The organism is Arthrobacter sp. Ld5 (assembly GCF_051172775.1).
Classification (GTDB): domain Bacteria; phylum Actinomycetota; class Actinomycetes; order Actinomycetales; family Micrococcaceae; genus Arthrobacter_D.
Genome location: NZ_JBPKBO010000022.1, coordinates 345,420 through 363,281 on the forward strand (window position 1 = coordinate 345,420; position 17,862 = coordinate 363,281).

General features: G+C 70.5%; 17 protein-coding genes. 9 read left to right on the top strand and 8 right to left on the bottom strand.

The genetic code is table 11. The annotated features are described in order from the left end of the window. Positions 1–6 precede the first annotated feature (6 nt). Positions 7–1,728, top strand: a complete 1,722-nt coding sequence (gene resB, locus ACSGDB_RS12365) for a cytochrome c biogenesis protein ResB (protein ID WP_434995069.1) — start codon at positions 7–9, stop codon at positions 1,726–1,728. Beyond that, entirely contained in the window at positions 1,728–2,753 is a 1,026-nt protein-coding gene (ccsB, locus tag ACSGDB_RS12370; RefSeq protein WP_434995070.1) for a c-type cytochrome biogenesis protein CcsB, read from the top strand. The genes resB and ccsB overlap by 1 nt, the downstream gene beginning before the upstream one ends. Positions 2,754–2,880: 127 nt before the next feature. On the opposite strand, the gene ACSGDB_RS12375 is transcribed toward ccsB, so the two are convergent. Next, on the bottom strand, positions 2,881–3,327 hold the full coding sequence (locus ACSGDB_RS12375) for a PLD nuclease N-terminal domain-containing protein (protein WP_434995071.1): 447 nt from the start codon (positions 3,325–3,327) through the stop codon (positions 2,881–2,883). 30 nt (positions 3,328–3,357) lie between these two features. On the opposite strand from ACSGDB_RS12375, the gene ACSGDB_RS12380 reads away from it, so the two are divergent. Next, the gene (locus ACSGDB_RS12380; protein ID WP_434995072.1) at positions 3,358–3,663 is read left to right on the top strand and encodes a DUF4229 domain-containing protein; all 306 of its coding nucleotides are present in this window, start codon (positions 3,358–3,360) and stop codon (positions 3,661–3,663) included. A 75-nt stretch (positions 3,664–3,738) separates the two neighbouring features. Here the strand turns inward: ACSGDB_RS12380 and ACSGDB_RS12385 are convergent, their stop codons facing one another. Genes ACSGDB_RS12385 through ACSGDB_RS12400 form a run of 4 tightly spaced genes read right to left on the bottom strand, consistent with a single transcriptional unit; the run spans position 3,739 to position 7,251 of the window. After that, positions 3,739–4,626, bottom strand: a complete 888-nt coding sequence (locus ACSGDB_RS12385; RefSeq protein WP_434995073.1) for a 1,4-dihydroxy-2-naphthoate polyprenyltransferase — start codon at positions 4,624–4,626, stop codon at positions 3,739–3,741. A 48-nt stretch (positions 4,627–4,674) separates the two neighbouring features. Next, a complete protein-coding gene (locus ACSGDB_RS12390) occupies positions 4,675–5,805 on the bottom strand; it encodes an AMP-binding protein (protein WP_434995075.1) in 1,131 nt (376 codons plus the stop codon). A gap of 7 nt (positions 5,806–5,812) precedes the next feature. Next, on the bottom strand, positions 5,813–6,766 hold the full coding sequence (locus ACSGDB_RS12395) for a 1,4-dihydroxy-2-naphthoyl-CoA synthase (protein WP_434995077.1): 954 nt from the start codon (positions 6,764–6,766) through the stop codon (positions 5,813–5,815). A 47-nt stretch (positions 6,767–6,813) separates the two neighbouring features. Further along, entirely contained in the window at positions 6,814–7,251 is a 438-nt protein-coding gene (locus ACSGDB_RS12400) for a VOC family protein (protein WP_434995078.1), read from the bottom strand. Positions 7,252–7,334: 83 nt separating this feature from the next. On the opposite strand from ACSGDB_RS12400, the gene ACSGDB_RS12405 reads away from it, so the two are divergent. Continuing rightward, on the top strand, positions 7,335–8,129 hold the full coding sequence (locus ACSGDB_RS12405) for a tyrosine-protein phosphatase (protein WP_434995079.1): 795 nt from the start codon (positions 7,335–7,337) through the stop codon (positions 8,127–8,129). Here ACSGDB_RS12405 and ACSGDB_RS12410 read toward each other — a convergent pair. Further along, positions 8,126–8,995 carry an SGNH/GDSL hydrolase family protein gene (locus ACSGDB_RS12410; protein ID WP_434995080.1) on the bottom strand — a complete coding sequence of 290 codons (870 nt, stop codon included), beginning with the start codon at positions 8,993–8,995 and terminating at the stop codon, positions 8,126–8,128. The two genes, ACSGDB_RS12405 and ACSGDB_RS12410, sit on opposite strands and share 4 nt — an antisense overlap. Then, positions 8,992–9,363: a hotdog fold thioesterase gene (locus tag ACSGDB_RS12415; RefSeq protein WP_434995126.1), complete on the bottom strand. Its 372-nt coding sequence runs from the start codon at positions 9,361–9,363 to the stop codon at positions 8,992–8,994. Before ACSGDB_RS12415 ends, ACSGDB_RS12410 begins: the two co-directional genes overlap by 4 nt. A gap of 519 nt (positions 9,364–9,882) precedes the next feature. On the opposite strand from ACSGDB_RS12415, the gene ACSGDB_RS12420 reads away from it, so the two are divergent. Genes ACSGDB_RS12420 through ACSGDB_RS12440 form a run of 5 tightly spaced genes read left to right on the top strand, consistent with a single transcriptional unit; the run spans position 9,883 to position 15,636 of the window. Then, complete coding sequence (locus ACSGDB_RS12420) at positions 9,883–11,175, top strand: ABC transporter substrate-binding protein (protein ID WP_434995081.1); 1,293 nt, start codon at positions 9,883–9,885, stop codon at positions 11,173–11,175. A gap of 3 nt (positions 11,176–11,178) precedes the next feature. Continuing rightward, positions 11,179–12,165 (top strand): carbohydrate ABC transporter permease, encoded by a 987-nt coding sequence (locus ACSGDB_RS12425; protein WP_434995082.1) that lies wholly within the window; start codon positions 11,179–11,181, stop codon positions 12,163–12,165. After that, positions 12,162–13,073, top strand: a complete 912-nt coding sequence (locus ACSGDB_RS12430) for a carbohydrate ABC transporter permease (protein WP_434995083.1) — start codon at positions 12,162–12,164, stop codon at positions 13,071–13,073. Before ACSGDB_RS12425 ends, ACSGDB_RS12430 begins: the two co-directional genes overlap by 4 nt. Continuing rightward, complete coding sequence (locus ACSGDB_RS12435) at positions 13,070–14,557, top strand: GH1 family beta-glucosidase (protein ID WP_434995084.1); 1,488 nt, start codon at positions 13,070–13,072, stop codon at positions 14,555–14,557. The genes ACSGDB_RS12430 and ACSGDB_RS12435 overlap by 4 nt, the downstream gene beginning before the upstream one ends. Continuing rightward, a complete protein-coding gene (locus tag ACSGDB_RS12440) occupies positions 14,557–15,636 on the top strand; it encodes a LacI family DNA-binding transcriptional regulator (RefSeq protein ID WP_434995127.1) in 1,080 nt (359 codons plus the stop codon). Before ACSGDB_RS12435 ends, ACSGDB_RS12440 begins: the two co-directional genes overlap by 1 nt. Here ACSGDB_RS12440 and ACSGDB_RS12445 read toward each other — a convergent pair. Beyond that, positions 15,567–17,762, bottom strand: coding sequence for a S9 family peptidase (locus ACSGDB_RS12445; RefSeq protein WP_434995086.1), 2,196 nt, complete (start codon positions 17,760–17,762; stop codon positions 15,567–15,569). The two genes, ACSGDB_RS12440 and ACSGDB_RS12445, sit on opposite strands and share 70 nt — an antisense overlap. Between the last annotated feature and the right edge of the window lie 100 nt (positions 17,763–17,862).

Sequence of the window (17,862 nt, forward strand, 5' to 3'; positions counted from 1 at the left end):
CCCACAGTGAAGCAGGACCTCACGCAGGACACGAGGGACAGGCCGGGCGCACCGACGTCCCGGTCCGACGTCGTCCTGCCCTCCCTCGGGTTCCTCGGGACCCTCCGGTGGGCCTGGACACAGCTCACGAGCATGCGCACCGCGCTGTTCCTGCTCCTGCTGCTCGCCGTCGCCGCTGTTCCGGGCTCGCTGTTCCCGCAGCGCCCCGCGAATCCCGCCGTCGTCACGCAGTACATCGAGGACAACCCGGACACGGGGCCCGTCCTCGACTGGTTCCAGCTGTTCGACGTCTACTCGTCGGTCTGGTTCTCCGCCATCTACCTCCTGCTCTTCGTCTCGCTCATCGGGTGCGTGATCCCACGGGCGATCGCGCACTTCAGGGCGGTGCGCTCCAAGCCGCCCCGCACGCCGAAGCGGCTCTCGCGACTGCCCGTCCACGGCACGCTCGAGGTGCCGGCGGATCAGGCCCGCGGCGCGGGGCTCACGCCCGCCGCCGCCGCCGAGCAGGCCGCGGCCCTCCTCCGGAAGCGCGGCTACCGCGTGGATGTGCGCGACGCCGGGACGGACCGCCCCTCGGTGGGCGCCGAGCGTGGACTCGCCAAGGAACTCGGGAACCTCGTGTTCCACACCTCCCTCATCGGGGTCCTGGTCTCGGTGGCCGTCGGAGGGCTGTTCGGGTACAACGGGCAGAAGATCGTCGTCGAGGGTGACAGCTTCGTCAACACCCTGATCGGCTACGACTCCTTCAGCCCGGGCTCCAACTTCTCCGACGACCGGCTCGAGCCGTACTCCCTCCGGCTGGACTCCTTCGACGTCCGCTTCGACCGCGACCAGGAGAGCCACTACGGGCAGCCCCTGGACTTCACGGCGAACGTGACCACGCAGGACGGCCCCGGCGCGGCCGAGGAGTCCCGGGTCCTCAAGGTCAATGCGCCGCTCACGATCGGCGGGACGAACGTGTACCTCGTCGGCAACGGCTATGCCCCGGTCGTCACGGTCCGCGACGGCGAGGGCAACATCGCCTCGGAGGGGCCGGTCGTCTCGGTCCCCTCGGACGGCCTCTACACGTCGCTCATCGTCATCAAGGCACCGGACGCCAAGCCGGACCAGCTCGGGTTCGTGGGGTTCTTCCTCCCCACCGCGTTCGTGGACGAGCAGGGCGTGTCCTTCTCCCGCGACCCGGACCCCTTCAACCCGCAGCTCAACCTGAACTCCTACTACGGGGATCTGGGGCTCGACGACGGCACCCCGAAGAACGTGTACGTGCTGGACACCGAGGACCTGACGGAACTGAACAGCCGGACCAGCGACGACGGCGGGATCGTGCTCGGCGTGGGCCAGACCTACGACCTGCCCGAGGGCAAGGGATCGGTCACGTTCGACGGGCTGAAGCGGTACGTCGCCCTCGACATCCACCACGATCCCGGGGAGGTCGGTGCGCTCGTCTTCTCGACGCTCGCGCTGCTCGGCCTCACGGCGTCGCTGTTCATCGGTCGACGGAGACTCTGGGTCCGCACCGCCGAGCACCCCGACGGCCGCCTCATGGTCGAGTACGGGCTGCTCGCACGCGGCGAGGACCACCGGCTGCCCGCCGAGGGCCAGGCCGTCGAGAAGCTGCTCAGGGACCGCTGGTCGGTCCCTGACAGCGGCACGGGGGAACATAAGGTGCCGGAGGCCGCGTCGGCGGCAGGCACGCAGCAGTCGCACCACAACGCAAAGGACAACTGATGCCACAACCAGTCAACGCAGAGCTCGGGCAGGTCAGTGAGCTCTTCATGCTGCTGGCCTCCATCGCCTATGTGGCGGCCCTGATCTTCTTCGTGCTCGACCTCGTGCGGTCGAGCACGACCATCGGCTCGCTCGAGACCCGTCTCGCCGAGGAGCAGGCCACGCCTGCGCTCGCCGGCGTCGGGGGGCGGAGGGGCCCGACGTCGACCGCCGCGCCGACCGCCCCCGCCACGGCCGACGACTCGATGGACTACGGCTCCGGGCCGCGGCGCGGCGCCGCGCGCATCGCCGTCGCCCTGACGGTGCTCGCCGCCGTCATCCACGGCGCCGCCGTCCTCACCCGGGGCGTCGCGGCGAACCGCGTGCCGTGGGGCAACATGTACGAGTTCTGCACCACGGGCGCATTCCTGGTCGCCGTGATCTTCCTGGTCACGCTCACCCGCAAGGATCTCCGCTTCGTCGGGTCCTTCGTAGTCGGTCTCGTCGTGGTCATGCTGTGCGCGGCAACCGTCGGGTTCCCCACCCCCGTGGCACGGCTGATCCCGGCGCTCCAGAGCTACTGGCTGATCGTGCACGTCTCCATCGCGGTCGCCGCCTCCGCCCTGTTCACCATCACGTTCGCCATGTCGGTGCTGCAGCTCCTCCAGTCCTCGCGGGAGGCCAAGATCTCCGCGGGCAAGGCGGACTCGGCCCGGTTCCTGCGCCTCGTGCCGTCCGCGCTGAGCCTCGAGAACCTCGCCTACCGCCTCAACGCCATCGCGTTCGTCGGCTGGACCTTCACCCTCATGGCCGGTGCCATCTGGGCGGAGCAGGCCTGGGGCCGGTACTGGGGCTGGGACACCAAGGAGGTCTGGACCTTCGTCATCTGGACCGTGTACGCCGGGTACCTCCACGCGCGTGCAACGCGGGGATGGACGGGGACGCGCGCCGCGTGGCTGTCGATCGTCGGCTACCTCTGCATCGTCTTCAACTTCACGATCGTCAACATCTACTTCTCGGGCCTCCACAGCTACTCGGGGGTCTAGGCGGACAGCCCGGCAGCCGGCCCCGGCCAGGACATAGGAAGAGCCCCGCAGCTCCTGCTGCGGGGCTCTTCCTGTGTCCTGGCTCCCGTCCGCGCGGGAACGGACTCCCGTGCCGGCTGGGACCCCGTCAGGGCTGGTGTGCGCCTGTCGGACCGGACCCGGCGTCGTCGTTGCCGTCGCCGTCGGGCTTGCCGTCCTGCACGGGCTTGTTCTTCCCGGCCTCGCGGGCCTTCGCCTCGCGCTCCTTCTGCTCCTGCTCGCGGCGGCGCCGCTCCTGCTCACGGGCCTGCTGCCATCGCTGGGCCTCGAGGTTCTGCAGGAAGGCGGGATCGTCGTCGGGGGCGGTCGGCTGGCGGGACGCCGGGCGGCGCGGACCGGGGGGTCGCTCGGTGCGCGGGCGGCCCAGCAGGAACCACATGCCCGCTCCGATGAGCGGCAGCAGCAGGATGGTGATGAACCACGCGGTCTTCGAGATGCTCCGCACTTCGTGTTTTCGGCTCATGACGCAGTCGATCAACGCGTAGATGATGACGGCGACTCCGAGGATCGCGGCGAACAGCAGGAGGCGGGGCATGCGCCAATTGTAGGCGAGTAAACTTGGAGCGTGCCCTTCCTCAAATTCACCGCCCTCCGGCTGCTCCTGATCGTCGTCTTCTACGTCGCGTGCGTGCTGCTGGGGCTCGGACTCTTCCTCTCGGCGATCGTTGCCGCCGTCCTCGCGTGGTGCGTGACCTACCTCTTCGCCCGGGATCTCCGGGATGCCGCCGCGGCCACCCTGCAGCGCCGCATGACGCCGGGCGCCCCGCCGGTCCGGACGGCGGTCGAGCTCGACGACGCCGCCGCCGAGGACGCACTCGATCCCAACACGCCCGTCAACGCGGACCGCAAGCCCCGCCGCGACGCGGCCTGATCCCCGCTCCCGGGGGCGTCGGGGCGGGAGCCCCGCCGGGTCCGGACGTCCAGCTGTACTGCCCGGGCAGGACGGCTAGCCGAGGGTCCGCGTCAGCACGATGCCCGCCGCGAACAGGATGCCGAAGGCCAGGCTGATAAGCCCCGTCTGCTTCAGGACCGGGATCAGGCTCATGCGCTGGCTGCCCGTGAGCATCAGCCGGCTCGGCCTGAGGCACGCCGGGACGAGCAGCAGGACGAGCAGCATCCACGGATACTCGCCGCTCAGGAGCAGCGGCAGCAGGACGGCGGCGGCGAGCATCATCACGTAGCTGATCCGTGCGGCGGTGTCCCCGAGCCTCACGGCCAGGGTCCTCTTCCCCACGGCGGTGTCGGTCGGGATGTCCCGCACGTTGTTGGCCATCAGCAGGGCCATGGCGATCAGTCCCGTGCTCACCGCGCCGATCCACGCGGCGGCGCTGAGCTGGCCCGCCTGCGTGAACGTGGTGCCGAGGGTCGCGACCAGCCCGAAGAACACGAAGACGAACACGTCGCCCAGCCCGAGGTAGCCGTACGGGTTCTTGCCACCCGTGTAGCCCCACGCCGCCGCGATGCAGCCCACACCGACGAGCAGCAGGATCCACGACGCCTGGGACAGCAGGATGAGGCCGAGCCCGGCCAGCATGGCGAGGCCGAAGCAGGCGAACGCGGCGAGCTTCACGTGCCGGGGCTGCGCCGCGCCCGAACCGGTGAGCCGCAGCGGGCCCACGCGGACGTCGTCCGTCCCGCGGACGCCGTCCGAGTAGTCGTTCGCATAGTTCACGCCGACCTGCAGCAGCACCGAGACGACGAGCGCGAGCGTCGCGTTGAGGGGCCTGAAGGACCCCAGCCCGAAGGCGGCCGCGCTTCCGGCGATCACGGGGGCGAACGCCATCGGCAGCGTGCGGGGGCGGGCTCCTTCGAGCCACTGAGCGGCAGTCGCCACGGGTCGGTCCTTCGGGTCGGGGAGGTACTGCGGAATGGGGTCGGACGCCTACGCGCGTTCGAGGAGCGCCTGGATGGTCCGGCGGTCGGGCTTGCCGCCCGGCAGCAGGGGGAGGGCGTCCAGCATCACGACGGCCTTGGGCACGGCGTGCGCTCCCAGTTCGACGTGCACCGCCTGCCGGACGACGTCGGCGTCGACCTCGCCGACGATCGCCGCGGCGACGGCCGTGCCCCACTCCTCGCTGCGGATCCCGAGCACCAGGGCCTCCTCGACGCCGGGCAGCGCCTGGATGACGTCGGAGACCCTCGTCGCCGAGACCTTCAGCGCCCCGGTGATGATGACGTCGTCGAGCCGGCCGTGGACGGTGACGGAACCGTCCGTCGCCACGTCCCCGGCGTCGTCGGTCACGAACCAGCGCCGGCCGGATGCGGAGACGAACTTCTCCTCCGTGAGCCCCGGTGCATCGAGGTAGCCGTCGGCGAGGACGGGGCCGGCGATGCGCAGGCGGCCCTCCACCGACCGGAGTTCCACGCCGTCGAGCGGTGTGCCGTCGTAGACGCACCCGCCGCAGGTCTCGCTCATGCCGTAGGTCTCGACGATCGTCAGGTCCTGGCTCCGGGCGAGGGACCGCAGGGACGCCCCGGCGGGAGCTCCGCCGAGCAGGATGGCGTCGAAGCGGCGCAGGACCTTGAGCGTCTCGGGGGACGGGTCGGCGAGCAGGCGGTGCAGCTGGGTGGGGACCAGGGAGGTGAACCGGACGCGGTCGGTCAGTTCGGCCGCGGCGTCGGTGAAGGCCTGTGGCGTGAACCCCCCGGAGGTGTCCATGACCCAGGGGCGGGTCCCGGCGTACAGGGAGCGCACGAGGACCTGGAAGCCCGCGACGTAGTGCACCGGCAACGTGAGGAGCCACTGGCCCTCGGCCTTCAGGGCGAACGCGGTGCCCATGGCCGAGGCCGCGAGCGCGTCGACGCCGAGCATGGTCTGCTTGGGGGTCCCCGTGGATCCCGAGGTGCTGATGACCGCTGCGATCCCGTCGTCGGGCAGCTCCCCGGCGAACACCTGATCCGCCGGCGTATGCGGGGCGACGGCGGGACCCTCGCCGGCGAGTGCCGCGGCGAGGGGCGTGAGCAGCTCGAGGGCGTCGAAGCCCGCGGGGGTGTGTACGGGGAGGAGTTCCACGCCGCTCCTAGAAGTAGTAGGGGAAGGATGACCAGTCCGGGGAGCGCTTCTCGAGGAACGCCTCCTTGCCCTCCACCGCCTCGTCCGTCATGTAGGCGAGGCGGGTCGCCTCACCCGCGAAGACCTGCTGGCCGGCGAGGCCGTCGTCGGCGAGGTTGAACCCGAACTTGAGCATCCTGAGGGCCTGCGGACTCTGGCGGGCGATGTCCGCGGCGTACGCGAGCGCGGTCACCTCCAGCTCCTGGTGATCCACGGCCTCGTTGACCGCGCCCATGGCCACCATGTCCTGCGCGGAATACTCGCGGGCGAGGAAGAAGATCTCCCGCGCCTTCTTCTGGCCGATCTGGCGGGCCAGGAGGGCGGAGCCGTAGCCGGCGTCGAAGCTGCCCACGGTGGCATCCGTCTGCTTGAACCGGCCGTGCTGCGCCGACGCGATGGTGAGGTCCGCGACGACGTGCAGGCTGTGGCCGCCGCCGGCGGCCCACCCGTTCACGACGGCGACGACCACCTTCGGCATGGTGCGGATCAGCCGCTGCACCTCGAGGATGTGCAGCCGGCCGGCCCGCGCCGGGTCGATCGTCTCCCTGGTCTCGCCCTCCGCGTACCGGTAGCCGTCGCGGCCGCGGATCCGCTGGTCGCCGCCCGAGCAGAAGGAGTGGCCGCCGTCGCGGGGGCTCGGCCCGTTGCCGGTGAGCAGGACGGTGGCGACGTCGGGCGTCATGCGGGCGTGGTCGAGGGCCCGGTACAGCTCGTCGACGGTCCCGGGCCGGAACGCGTTGCGCACCTCGGGCCGATTGAAGGCGATCCGCACGGTGGGCAGGTCCCGGAGGACGCCGCCGTCGGCGCCGCGCTCCACCTGCCGGTGGTAGGTGAGGTCCGTGAAGTCCTCGAAGCCCGTCACGACCCGCCAGCGGGTGGGGTCGAAGATGTCGGATACCTTGGCGGGGAGCTCTGCAGTCACCCGTCGAGTCTAGCGGCGCGGGCACGCCGGGGTACCCGGTCCCGCGGTCAGGCGATGCAGAACTCGTTGCCCTCGGGATCGAGCATCACGTACCAGGCGTGCGGGCCCTGGGAGTGCCGTTCCAGATAGCGGGCGCCGCGCGCCTCCAGCCGCGCCCGCTGGGCGTCGCGGTCGGCGCCGTCCAGGTCGACGTCGATGTGCATGCGGTTCTTGGTGGTCTTCGGTTCGGGCACCGGCTGGAAGAGGATGCGCTCCCGGCCCGGGCGGCCGACGTCGTCCGCCCGGCAGATGGCGGCGCCGTCCTTCCAGACCCGCGTGCCGTTGTGGGTGACCACGTCCGACTCCCGCGCGTAGCCCTGCGCGATCATCCGGTCGACGAAGGCCTCGTCGGTCGGTTCGACGGTCCAGCCGAGCGTCTCCGCCCACCAGTCCGCCTGGGCGTGCGGGTCCCTGCAGTCGATCGTGATCTGGATGGTGAAGGGCATGACGGAAGGCTAGGACGTCGGGCAGGGGATGGGAAGGGCCCCCCGCACCACGGCCCCGCAGGGGCGGTTGCTACGCTTCGGCCATGGATGCGACCCCCTCCACCGGCCTCACAGCGGACACGGCGGCCGCGCTCCCGGGCACCGGGCCGGCGACGGTGGCCGCTCCGTGGGACGGCGCGGTGAACGCTCGGGACCTCGGCGGTGTCGGAGGCTCCGTCCAGCCGGGTCGGCTCTACCGCATGGGCCGCCGCGAGTGGCTCACGGAGGCTGGGTGGCATCAGGCCTGGGCACAGGGCGTCCGGACCGTCCTCGATCTCCGCCACCCCGTCGAGATCGGCCGCCGCGGAACGGATCCGCTCGTCGACCCCGCTGCCCTGGAGCGGTTCACGTTCCTCAACCTCCCCACGGAGGACCAGGCGGACGAGGAGTTCATGGCGCTCTGCGGTCCGTATCTCAGCTCCCCGGAACACTACGGCGAGAACCTCAGGCGGTGGCCGGAGAAGTTCGCCGGCATCGCCCGCGCCTTCGTGGCGGCTCCGGCCGGGGGAGTGGTGGTGCACTGTGCTGCCGGGAGGGACCGCACGGGGCTCGTGGTGGCGGTGCTGCTCCGTGCGGCGGGGATCGGCCTGTCGGAGATCGTCGCCGACTACGAGCGGGCCGTCATCACGATGAACGAGCGCCACCGCGGCCAGGCGACACCGCACGAGACACCGAAGACCGATGCCGAGCTCGCGGTGTGGCTCGCCCGGGCGCGCGGGCAGCTCGAGGGCCTGCTGTCATCGCTCGACGCCGGACGATACCTCCGCGACGCCGGTCTGACGACGGCGGAACTCCGCGGCGTCAGGGCGCGCCTGACGCACTCCGTGCAGGCCCCCTAACGCTGCAGCTGGGCGAAGTTCACGGAGCTGCGCACGGCGGGGAAGTAGCCGGACCGGTAGCCCTCCGCCGTCGGGTGCAGATTGTCGATGGCGCCGGGCTGGAAGGTGATCCAGGGATCCGCGGACCCGAGTCCGTGCCCCTCGAACTTCTGCACGAGGTCGACGAACGTGAAGCCGTGGGCCTCGGCCCGGTCCCTGATCACCGCGTTCACGGCGTCGGTCGCGTCGTTGAATGCGGTCTGCGACGCGACTGGCAGGAGCACGGGCATCCCCGCCTCGGGGGAGAACAGGTGCGGATAACCGGTGACCACCACGGTCGCGCCGGGCGCCGCGGAACCGATCGTGCTGTACAGCGTGTCGAGGGTGCGCCCGAGCGCCGGCAGGGCCGTGGCGTTCTGGACGGCGATGAACTGCTTGCACTCCGCGACGGGACGGGTGGCACACACACCGGCGACCTGCCCGAAGCCCGCGTCGTTGCCGCCCGCGGAGATGGTCACGAGGTCCGTGGACGGGGAGAGGGCACCGACGGCGGCGACGCGTGCCACCTGTTCCGGCAGGTCCTGGGGTCCTCCCGGCTCGGTTCCCGCCTTCGCGCCGGCGCAGGTGGCGTCGGCCACCAGGTCCACCTGCTTCTTCGAGTCCAGGATGCCGGGCAGGCCGAGGGGCGACTGGCCGCACGCGTTCACGTAGGAGCCGGCACCGAACCCCGAGGCGTACGAGTCCCCGAGCGCCACGTAGGCCAGCGGTGCCGGCGGTGCGGCCGCGGCGGGGCCTGCAGCACCCCCGATCAGGGCAGCCGAGGCCGCCGCGGCAAGGGCGGCGAGCCGCGTGGACCTGATCCTGGTGGTGCGCGTCGTGAGGTTCATGGGCTCACCGTACCGGGGATCGGCCTGTCCAGCAGCAGGTTGGTGATGCGGAGCGTGCACAGGCGCCGTCCGGCGTCGTCGGTGATCAGCACCTCGTGGGTGGTGAGCGTACGGCCGAGGTGGATGGGCGTGGCCGTCACGGTGACGGTGCCCTCCCTCACGCTGCGGTGATGGGTCGCCGAGACATCGACGCCGACGGCCGTCCTGCCGAGCGTGGAAGCGTGGATCACCGCGGCCCAGGACCCCACGGCCTCACCGACCGCGAGGGATGCGCCGCCGTGCAGGAGCCCGAAGGACTGGCGGTTCCCCTCGACCGGCATCGTCGCCACCACCCGGTCCACCGACTGTTCCACGATGGTGACCCCCATCCGCTCGTCGAGCTCTCCGAGGGTGATGGTCCAGGGGGGTGGGGCTTCGTCGGTCACGGCGTGTTGCTCCTGTGGTTCGGTGCGTGAGGCGGGGATGCCCGCCACTCTAGTGCCGGGCGATCACGATCCCTGACAGGCGCCTCCCATAACGATTAGGTCACGGCTCCCGCCGCGCCCCCTCGCTGACCTGCGACGACGCTGGTTATGCCCGCGGAGAAGTGCCCGTGGAAGCGCTCCCACTTGACAGTGTCCTACGTCACAGCAACGATGGATGACACAGCGTGAGAGCGCTCCCACCGGATTCGTCCCGCGGAACCGCACTCCTCACCGCTACCACCACCCGCATCCGCGGGAGTGCCCACCCGTGCCCTCCTGCGTCCGTCGGCGCCTTCGACCTCCTGAAGGAGAAGCACCAGCCGACCGTTTCAGCCTGCGTCCCTGCGGACGCGGGTGCCATCAGGAAAGCCCATTCAGGATCCGCTGCAGACGCAGGGATCCGAGTTGACGAAGGAGTCACCCGTGCAGAACCGAGCACGAATCACCGCCCTTTCGGCCGCAGCAGCATGCCTCGCCCTGACCCTCACCGCCTGCGGGTCGGGCGGCGAGACGAATGCCGGCGTGGAGGGGGAGACCGGCACCGAGGAGGTCACCCTCTCCGTCGGCACCTTCAACGAATTCGGCTACGAGGAGCTCTTCACCGAATACGAGGAGCTCAACCCCAACGTCACCATCGAGCACAAGAAGGCCGCCACCTCGAACGAGGCCCGCGACAACCTCACCACGCGGCTCGCCGCCGGCTCCGGCCTCTCCGACATCGAGGGCATCGAAGTGGACTGGCTGCCCGAACTGCTCGAGTACCCGGACCAGTTCGCGGATCTCTCCGATCCCGCCGTCGAGGGACGCTGGCTCGACTGGAAGACCGCTGCCGCCACCACCGAGGACGGCGCCCTCATCGGCTACGGTACGGACGCAGGGCCCCAGGCCGTCTGCTACCGCGCGGACCTGTTCGAGAAGGCGGGGCTCCCGAGCGACCGCGAGTCCGTCGCGGAGATGCTGGACGGCTCCTGGCAGGACTACTTCGACGCCGGCGAGAAGTTCGTCGCGGCGAGCGACGGCGTGGCCTGGTTCGACTCCGCCGGAGCGACCTACCAGGGCATGATCAACCAGGTCCAGAACGCCTACGAGGAGAACGACGGCACGGTCATCGCCACCGAGAACCCCGAGGTCAAGGACATCTACGAGCAGGTCCTGCAGGCATCGGTCGACGACGGTCTGTCCGCGCACCTCACGCAGTGGGAGGACGACTGGGTGGCCAGCTTCCAGTCCGACGCCTTCGCCACGAAGCTCTGCCCGGGGTGGATGCTCGGCGTCATCGAGGGCAACGCCGAGGGCGTCGAGGGCTGGGACATCGCCGATGTCTTCCCCGGCGGCGGCGGCAACTGGGGTGGCTCCTACCTGACCGTCCCCACCCAGGGTGAGAACCAGGCCGAGGCCAAGAAGCTCGCGGACTGGCTGACGGCCCCCGAGCAGCAGATCAAGGCCTTCGAGTCCAAGGGGACCTTCCCCAGCCAGGTCGACGCACTCGAGAGCGACACGCTCCAGGGCCAGACCAACGCGTTCTTCAACGACGCCCCGACCGGTGAGATCCTCGCCAACAGGGCCGCCGCCGTCGACGTCACGCCGTTCAAGGGCCCCAAGTACTTCGCGATCAACGATGCGATGCAGCAGGCCCTGACCCGCGTGGACGTCGACAAGACCGACGACGCCGCCTCCTCCTGGGAGAAGTTCGTCACCGCTGTAGGCGCTCTGTAGCCCATGGCTGTCACGGATCGGGTCCAATCCCCCCACCCCACGGGAGGGCAGGCGCCACACGACAAGAGCGTGAAGCGGCTGGCCTTCTCCCAGAAGGTGTCGAAGTGGGACGTCAAGCTGTCGCCGTATCTCTACATCTCCCCGTTCTTCCTGCTCTTCGCCGTCACGGGCCTGTTCCCCCTGCTCTACACCGCATGGGTCTCGCTCCACGACTGGAACCTGATCGGGGGACAGGGCGCGTTCACCGGGCTGGAGAACTTCCAGTTCGTCCTCGCGCAGCCGTTCTTCTGGAACGCGGTAGGCAATACGTTCAGCATCTTCCTCCTCTCGTCCGTCCCGCAGGTCGTCCTCGCCATCGCCATCGCGGCGGTGCTGGACGCCAACCTCCGGGCCAGGACGTTCTGGAGGATGGGCGTCCTCGTCCCCTTCGTGGTGGCTCCCGTGGCCGTGGGGCTGATCTTCAACAATCTCTTCGCCGACCAGGCCGGCCTGGTCAACGCGATATTGACGGGGATCGGACTGGACCCGGTCCGCTGGCACGCGGACTCCCTTGCCAGTCACGCGGCCATCGCCACGATGGTCAACTTCCGCTGGACCGGCTACAACGCACTGATCTTCCTCGCCGCCATGCAGGCTGTCCCCCGGGACGTCTACGAGGCGGCGACCATCGACGGTGCCGGCCGGCTCCGCCAGTTCTTCTCCGTCACCGTCCCGATGCTGCGGCCGACGATCATCTTCGTGGTGATCACGGCGACCATCGGAGGCCTCCAGATCTTCGACGAGGCCAGGGTCTTCGACCAGGCGGGACTCGGCGGGGCCGACCGGCAGTGGCAGACGCTCACCATGTACATCTGGGAGCTCGGCTGGGGACAGCGCAACTTCGGCAGGGCCTCGGCGGTCGCCTGGCTCCTGTTCCTGATCATCGTGGTCATCGCGCTGGTCAACTTCCTCATCACCCGCCGCATCGCCAACCAGGGAGGCCGACGATGAGCTCCATCCCCATGATCGAGCAGACCGCAGGCAAGGGGGCGGCCCGGGCCGCGCAGCGCGGCCTCGGCCGGCGTCGCGGTGCCCCGGGCGGCACCATGCGGCGCCCGGGATTCCTCACCTACGGGTTCCTCGGGGCCGTCATCCTCGGCTCGGTGTTCCCGCTGTGGTGGTCCTTCCTGGTGGGCAGCCACGACAGCTCGGTGATCAGCCAGGGCGTCCCCCTGGTGCCCGGCGGCAACTTCTTCGCCAACGCGGCCACCGTGCTGGACAGCATCCCGTTCTGGAAGGCGCTCGGCAACAGCATCCTCGTCTCGACGGTCACGGCCTTCTCGGTGGTCCTGTTCTCCACGCTCGCCGGGTTCGCGTTCGCGAAGCTCCGGTTCCGCGGGAGCAAGGCCCTGCTGGTGTTCGTGATCGCCACCATGGCGGTCCCCACCCAGCTCGGCGTGGTGCCCCTGTTCATCGTCATGGCGAAGCTCGGCTGGACCGGCTCGCTCTGGGCGGTGATCGTGCCCGGCGTCGTCACGGCGTTCGGCGTCTTCTGGATGACCCAGTACCTCCGGGACGCACTGCCGGACGAGCTCATCGAGGCCGTGCGCATCGACGGGGCGTCGATGATCCAGGCGTTCTGGTACGTGGGGCTTCCCGCGGCACGCCCTGCGGCGGCCATGCTCGCCCTGTTCACGTTCGTCGCCACGTGGACCAACTTCTTCTGGCCGTTCATCGTGCTGGACCCCTCCAATCCCACCCTCCCGGTGGCACTGCAGCTGCTCCAGGCCGCGCACTTCGTCGACTACTCGATCGTGCTCGCCGGAGCCGTGCTCTCCACCATCCCCCTGCTGCTCCTCTTCGCAGTGGCAGGACGCCAACTCGTTTCCGGAATCATGCAAGGAGCAGTCAAAGGATGAGCAGTACCGAGATCACCTTCCCCGAGGGCTTCCTCTGGGGCGCGGCGACCGCCGCCTACCAGATCGAGGGCGCAGCCCGCGAGGGCGGCCGCGGGCCGTCCATCTGGGACACGTTCTCCCGCGTCCCCGGAGCCGTCGCGGACGCCCACAACGGCGACGTCGCCTGCGACCACTACCACCGGTCGGCCGACGACGTCGCGCTCATGAAGAGCCTCAACCTGCAGGCGTACCGGTTCTCCACGTCGTGGTCGCGCTGCATGCCGGACGGCGTCACGCCCAACCCCGAGGGCATCCGGTTCTACTCCGAGCTCGTGGACCAGCTGCTGGAAGCCGGGATCAAGCCCTGGCTCACCCTGTACCACTGGGACCTCCCCCAGGCGCTCGAGGACGAGGGCGGCTGGACCAACCGCGACACGGCCTACCGCTTCGCCGAGTACGCCGCGGTGATGCACGAGGCGCTCGGGGACCGCGTCCGGATCTGGACCACGCTCAACGAGCCCTGGTGCGCGGCGTTCCTCGGCTACGCCGCCGGCGTGCACGCGCCCGGCCGGCAGGAGCCGACGGCCGCCCTGGCCGCAGCCCACCACCTCATGCTGGGGCACGGCCTGGCGACGCAGGAGCTGCGCCGCCGGGATGCGGAGGCGACGCTCGGCATCACCCTGAACCTCACGGTCCCGGATCCCGCCGATCCCGCCAGCGAGGCGGACCGCGACGCCGCCCGGCGCGTCGACGGGCAGTTCAACCGCATCTTCCTAGACCCCGTGCTGCGGGGCGCCTACCCCGAGGACGTCCTCCGCGACGTCGAGCACCTGGGGCTGGCCGAGCACATCCGCGACGGGGATCTGGACGTCATCGGCGCCCCGATCGACGTGCTGGGCGTGAACTACTACCACGGCGAGGCCCTGACGACGACGCCGGCGGGCCACGCCGCGCCGCAGGAGGGCCACGCCCCGCTCGAGCGTCCGGTCTCCTCGCCCTACGTCGCCGCGCACGGCGTCCGCTCGGTCCCGCGCGGGCTGCCCGTGACGGGCATGGGCTGGGAGGTGCAGCCCGAGGGGCTCCGCCGCCTGCTCAACCGGCTGCAGGACGAGTACACCGGCCCCGCCGGCATCCCGATCTACGTCACGGAGAACGGCGCAGCCTACGACGACGTCGCGGACGCCGACGGCTTCGTGGACGACCAGGACCGCCTCGGCTTCTTCGACGCGCACGTGCGGGCCATGAAGGACGCCATCGACGACGGCGTGGACCTCCGGGGCTACCTCGCGTGGTCCCTCATGGACAACTTCGAGTGGGCCTGGGGCTACCACCAGCGCTTCGGCCTGGTCCGCGTGGACTACGAGACGCTGGAGCGCACCCCGAAGGCGAGCGCCCTCTGGTACGCGCGCCTGGCCGTTACCAACACCGTGCCCGCCACCGACGCCGTGCCGGCCGTCGAGACGGCGCAGGACGCCGGGACGGCGGGTGTCGTATTGTCGGGATGATGAACACGTCCCCGCCCCGGTCGCTGCGCCGGACCGCAAGCCGCCCGAGCCCCACGCTCGAGGATCTTGCGCTGGCGGCCGGGGTGTCGCGGTCCACGGCGTCGCGCGCCATCAACGGCGGGGACCGCGTCAGCCCTGAAGCGCAGGCCGCGGTGGACCGCGCCGTCGTCGATCTCGGATACATCCCCAACCGCGCGGCCCGCAGCCTCGTGACGCGCCGTACGTCCTCGATCGCCCTGGTGATCCCGGAACCGGATGTCCGCGTCATGCTGGATCCCTTCTTCGCGGTCGTGATCACCGGCATCACGGAGGCCCTCCGGGAGACCGACGTGCAGCTGGTGCTGCTGATGTCGCGGGCCGACGACGATTCGTCCCGCACCCTGCGCTACCTGCGCGGCGGGCACGTGGACGGCGCGATCGTCGTCTCGCACCACGAGGCCGACTCCTGGGCGAGATCGCTCGCCCAGTCGGGCCTCCCGACCATCTTCATCGGCCGCCCGTGGGACACGGATTCGGACGTCACCTATGTGGATTCCGACAACGTGGGCGGCGGCCGGCTCGCGGCCCGGCACCTCATCGGGCTCGGGCGCCGCCGCCTCGCGACGGTCGCCGGTCCCGCCGACATGACGGCCGCCGTCGACCGCCTGCGCGGCTGGAACGAGGGGCTCGCCGAGGCAGGGCTCCCGCAGAGCCCCGCGGTGCACGGCGACTTCACCACGGAGGGCGGCGCCTCCGCGGCCCGTAGGCTGCTCGCCGACCATCCGGACATCGATGCCGTCTTCGCGGCCTCGGACCTCATGGCGCTCGGCGTGATCGATGCCATCCACGCGGCGGGGAAGACCGTTCCCGGGGACATCGCCGTGATGGGCTACGACAACCACGCGGTCGCTGAGACGGCGCCGACGCCCCTCACCACGATCACCCAGCCGATGGTCGAGATGGCCGTCAGGGCGGGGAGGATGCTCCTCGAGGAGATCGACGCCCCGGGCTCGCACCCGGAGCCCGTCATCTACCCGACGGAGCTCGTCGCGCGCGGCAGCACCGCCGTCGCGCCCACCGCGTCCGCGGCGAACGCGTAGTCCCAGGCGACGTCGCGCCAGCGCGAATAGCGGCCGCTGGCCCCGCCGTGGCCGCCGTCCATCTCGGTCTTCAGGACGATCGGCTCGGAGCCCGTGGTGGTCTCGCGCAGCTGGGCCACCCACTTCGCGGGTTCCACGTAGAGCACCCGCGTGTCGTTGAAGCTGGTCACGGCGGCGATGCGCGGGTAGGCCACGGGGCGCACGGTCTCGTACGGCGTGTACTCCTTCATGTACCGGTACACCGCCGGGTCCGTGATCGGGTTGCCCCACTCCTCCCACTCCAGGGCCGAGAGGGGCAGTTCCGGGTCGAGGATCGTCGTGAGGGCGTCCACGAACGGCACCTGCGCCACGATCGCCCGGTACTTCTCCGGTGCCAGGTTCGCGACGGCGCCCATGAGCAGCCCGCCCGCGGACCCGCCCATCGCGGCGACCCGGCCGGCATCCACCCACCCCGAGGTGCCGAGGTAGGTCGTGGCGTCCACGAAGTCCGTGAACGTGTTCTTCTTCGCCAGCTTCTTGCCCTGCTCGTACCAGCTGCGGCCCATCTCCCCGCCGCCGCGGATGTGCGCGACGACGAAGACGATGCCCCGGTCCAGCAGGGAGAGCCGGGCGATCGAGAACGCCGGATCCATGCTGACCTCGTAGCTGCCGTACGCGTAGATCAAGCCGGGGTTGGAGCCGTCCCGGACGAGGTCCGCGCGCCGGATCACGGACAGCGGGATCAGCGTGCCGTCCGCGGCCGGCGCCCAGTGCCGTTCGGCGACGTAGTCCGCGGGGTCGTACCCGCCGCGCACCTCGGTCTCCTTCCGCAGCGCCAGGGAACCGTCCTCGAGCACGTAGTCGAAGACGCGCGGGGGCGTGAGATAGGAGGTGTAGGAGAGCCGGATGATGGGGGAGTCGAATTCCGCGTTGGCGAGGTTGCTCGTGAACAGCTCCTCGTCGAAGTCCGGTTCCGACGGCGCGGCCTGCCCGGGAGTCCCGAGGCCCGCCAGGGGCAGGACCTGCACGCGCTCGATGGTGTCCTTGCGCACGGACAGGACGAGGTGGGTGCGGGTGACGGAGGCGCCCTCGACGCGGACGGCGTCGTCGTGCGGGATGACCGTCGTCCACGACTGCTCGGCGAGCGGCTTCGCGAACTCGGCAGCGGCGACGAGGCTCACCATCGAGTTCTTCGCGCCACGGTTGTGGGTGAGCAGGTAGTGCGGCACGCCGTCGACGTCGAGGGGCTCGGCGTCGTACAGGATGCGCTCGTCGCGGGAGAGCAGCGTGGTCAACCCGCGCTCCGGGGCGGCGAGGTCCAGCACGCGGTACTCGCTGTACTCCGAGCAGCCGATGCTGATGAGCAGCTGCGTCCGGTCCGCGGACACCTCGAAGCCGGTCCACAGGGCGACGTCGTCCTCCTGGAAGACGATGGCGTCCTCGTCGACGGGGGTGCCCAGCGTGTGCGCGCGCACCTGGTAGGGGCGCCAGGAGTCGTCGACGACGGTGTAGTAGACCCGCGTGCCGTCCGGGGAGAAGGCCAGCCCGTAGAAGACGTTCGGCACGGCGTCCGGCAGCAGGTCCCCGGTCTCCAGGTTCTTGATGCGCAGCGTGAAGCGTTCGTCGCCCGCGTTGTCCTCGCTGTAGGCGAGCAGCGTGCCGTCCTCGGTGACGGACAGGCCCCCGAGCGAGAAGAACGGCTTGCCCTCGGCGAGTGCGTTGCCGTCGAGCATGACCTGCTCGCCCGGGACGGGCCGGCCGGGGACCACCACGGGAGGCGTCCAGTCGCGGCCGAGGTCGCCGGTGTCCTCGGCGGCCACGCGGCACTGGATGCCGTACTGCTTGCCCTCCTCGGTGCGGGAGTAGTACCACCACCCCTTCTTCCGGGCGGGGACGGACAGGTCCGTCTCCTGCGTCCGGTCCCTGATCTCGCCGAAGATCGCCTCGCGCAGCGGCTGCTGGCCGCGGGTGACGGCCTCGGTGTACGCGTTCTCGCGCTTCAGGTGCTCGATCAGCTCCGGGCTCTCCTTGTCGCGCATCCACTCGTAGTGGTCGATGAACGTGTCCCCGTGGTGCGTGCGTTCGGAGGGCACCTTCCGGGCGGGCGAGGGCAGGGGGATCTCGGTCGCGGTGGCGTCAGCGGTCATGGCGTCCATCTTGCCACTGCCGGTCCGCGGCCTCGATGCGGCGGCCGGTTGACCGTGCTGGGCGGCCGTGCAATTCTGGAGCAGGCCTTTACAGAACGAA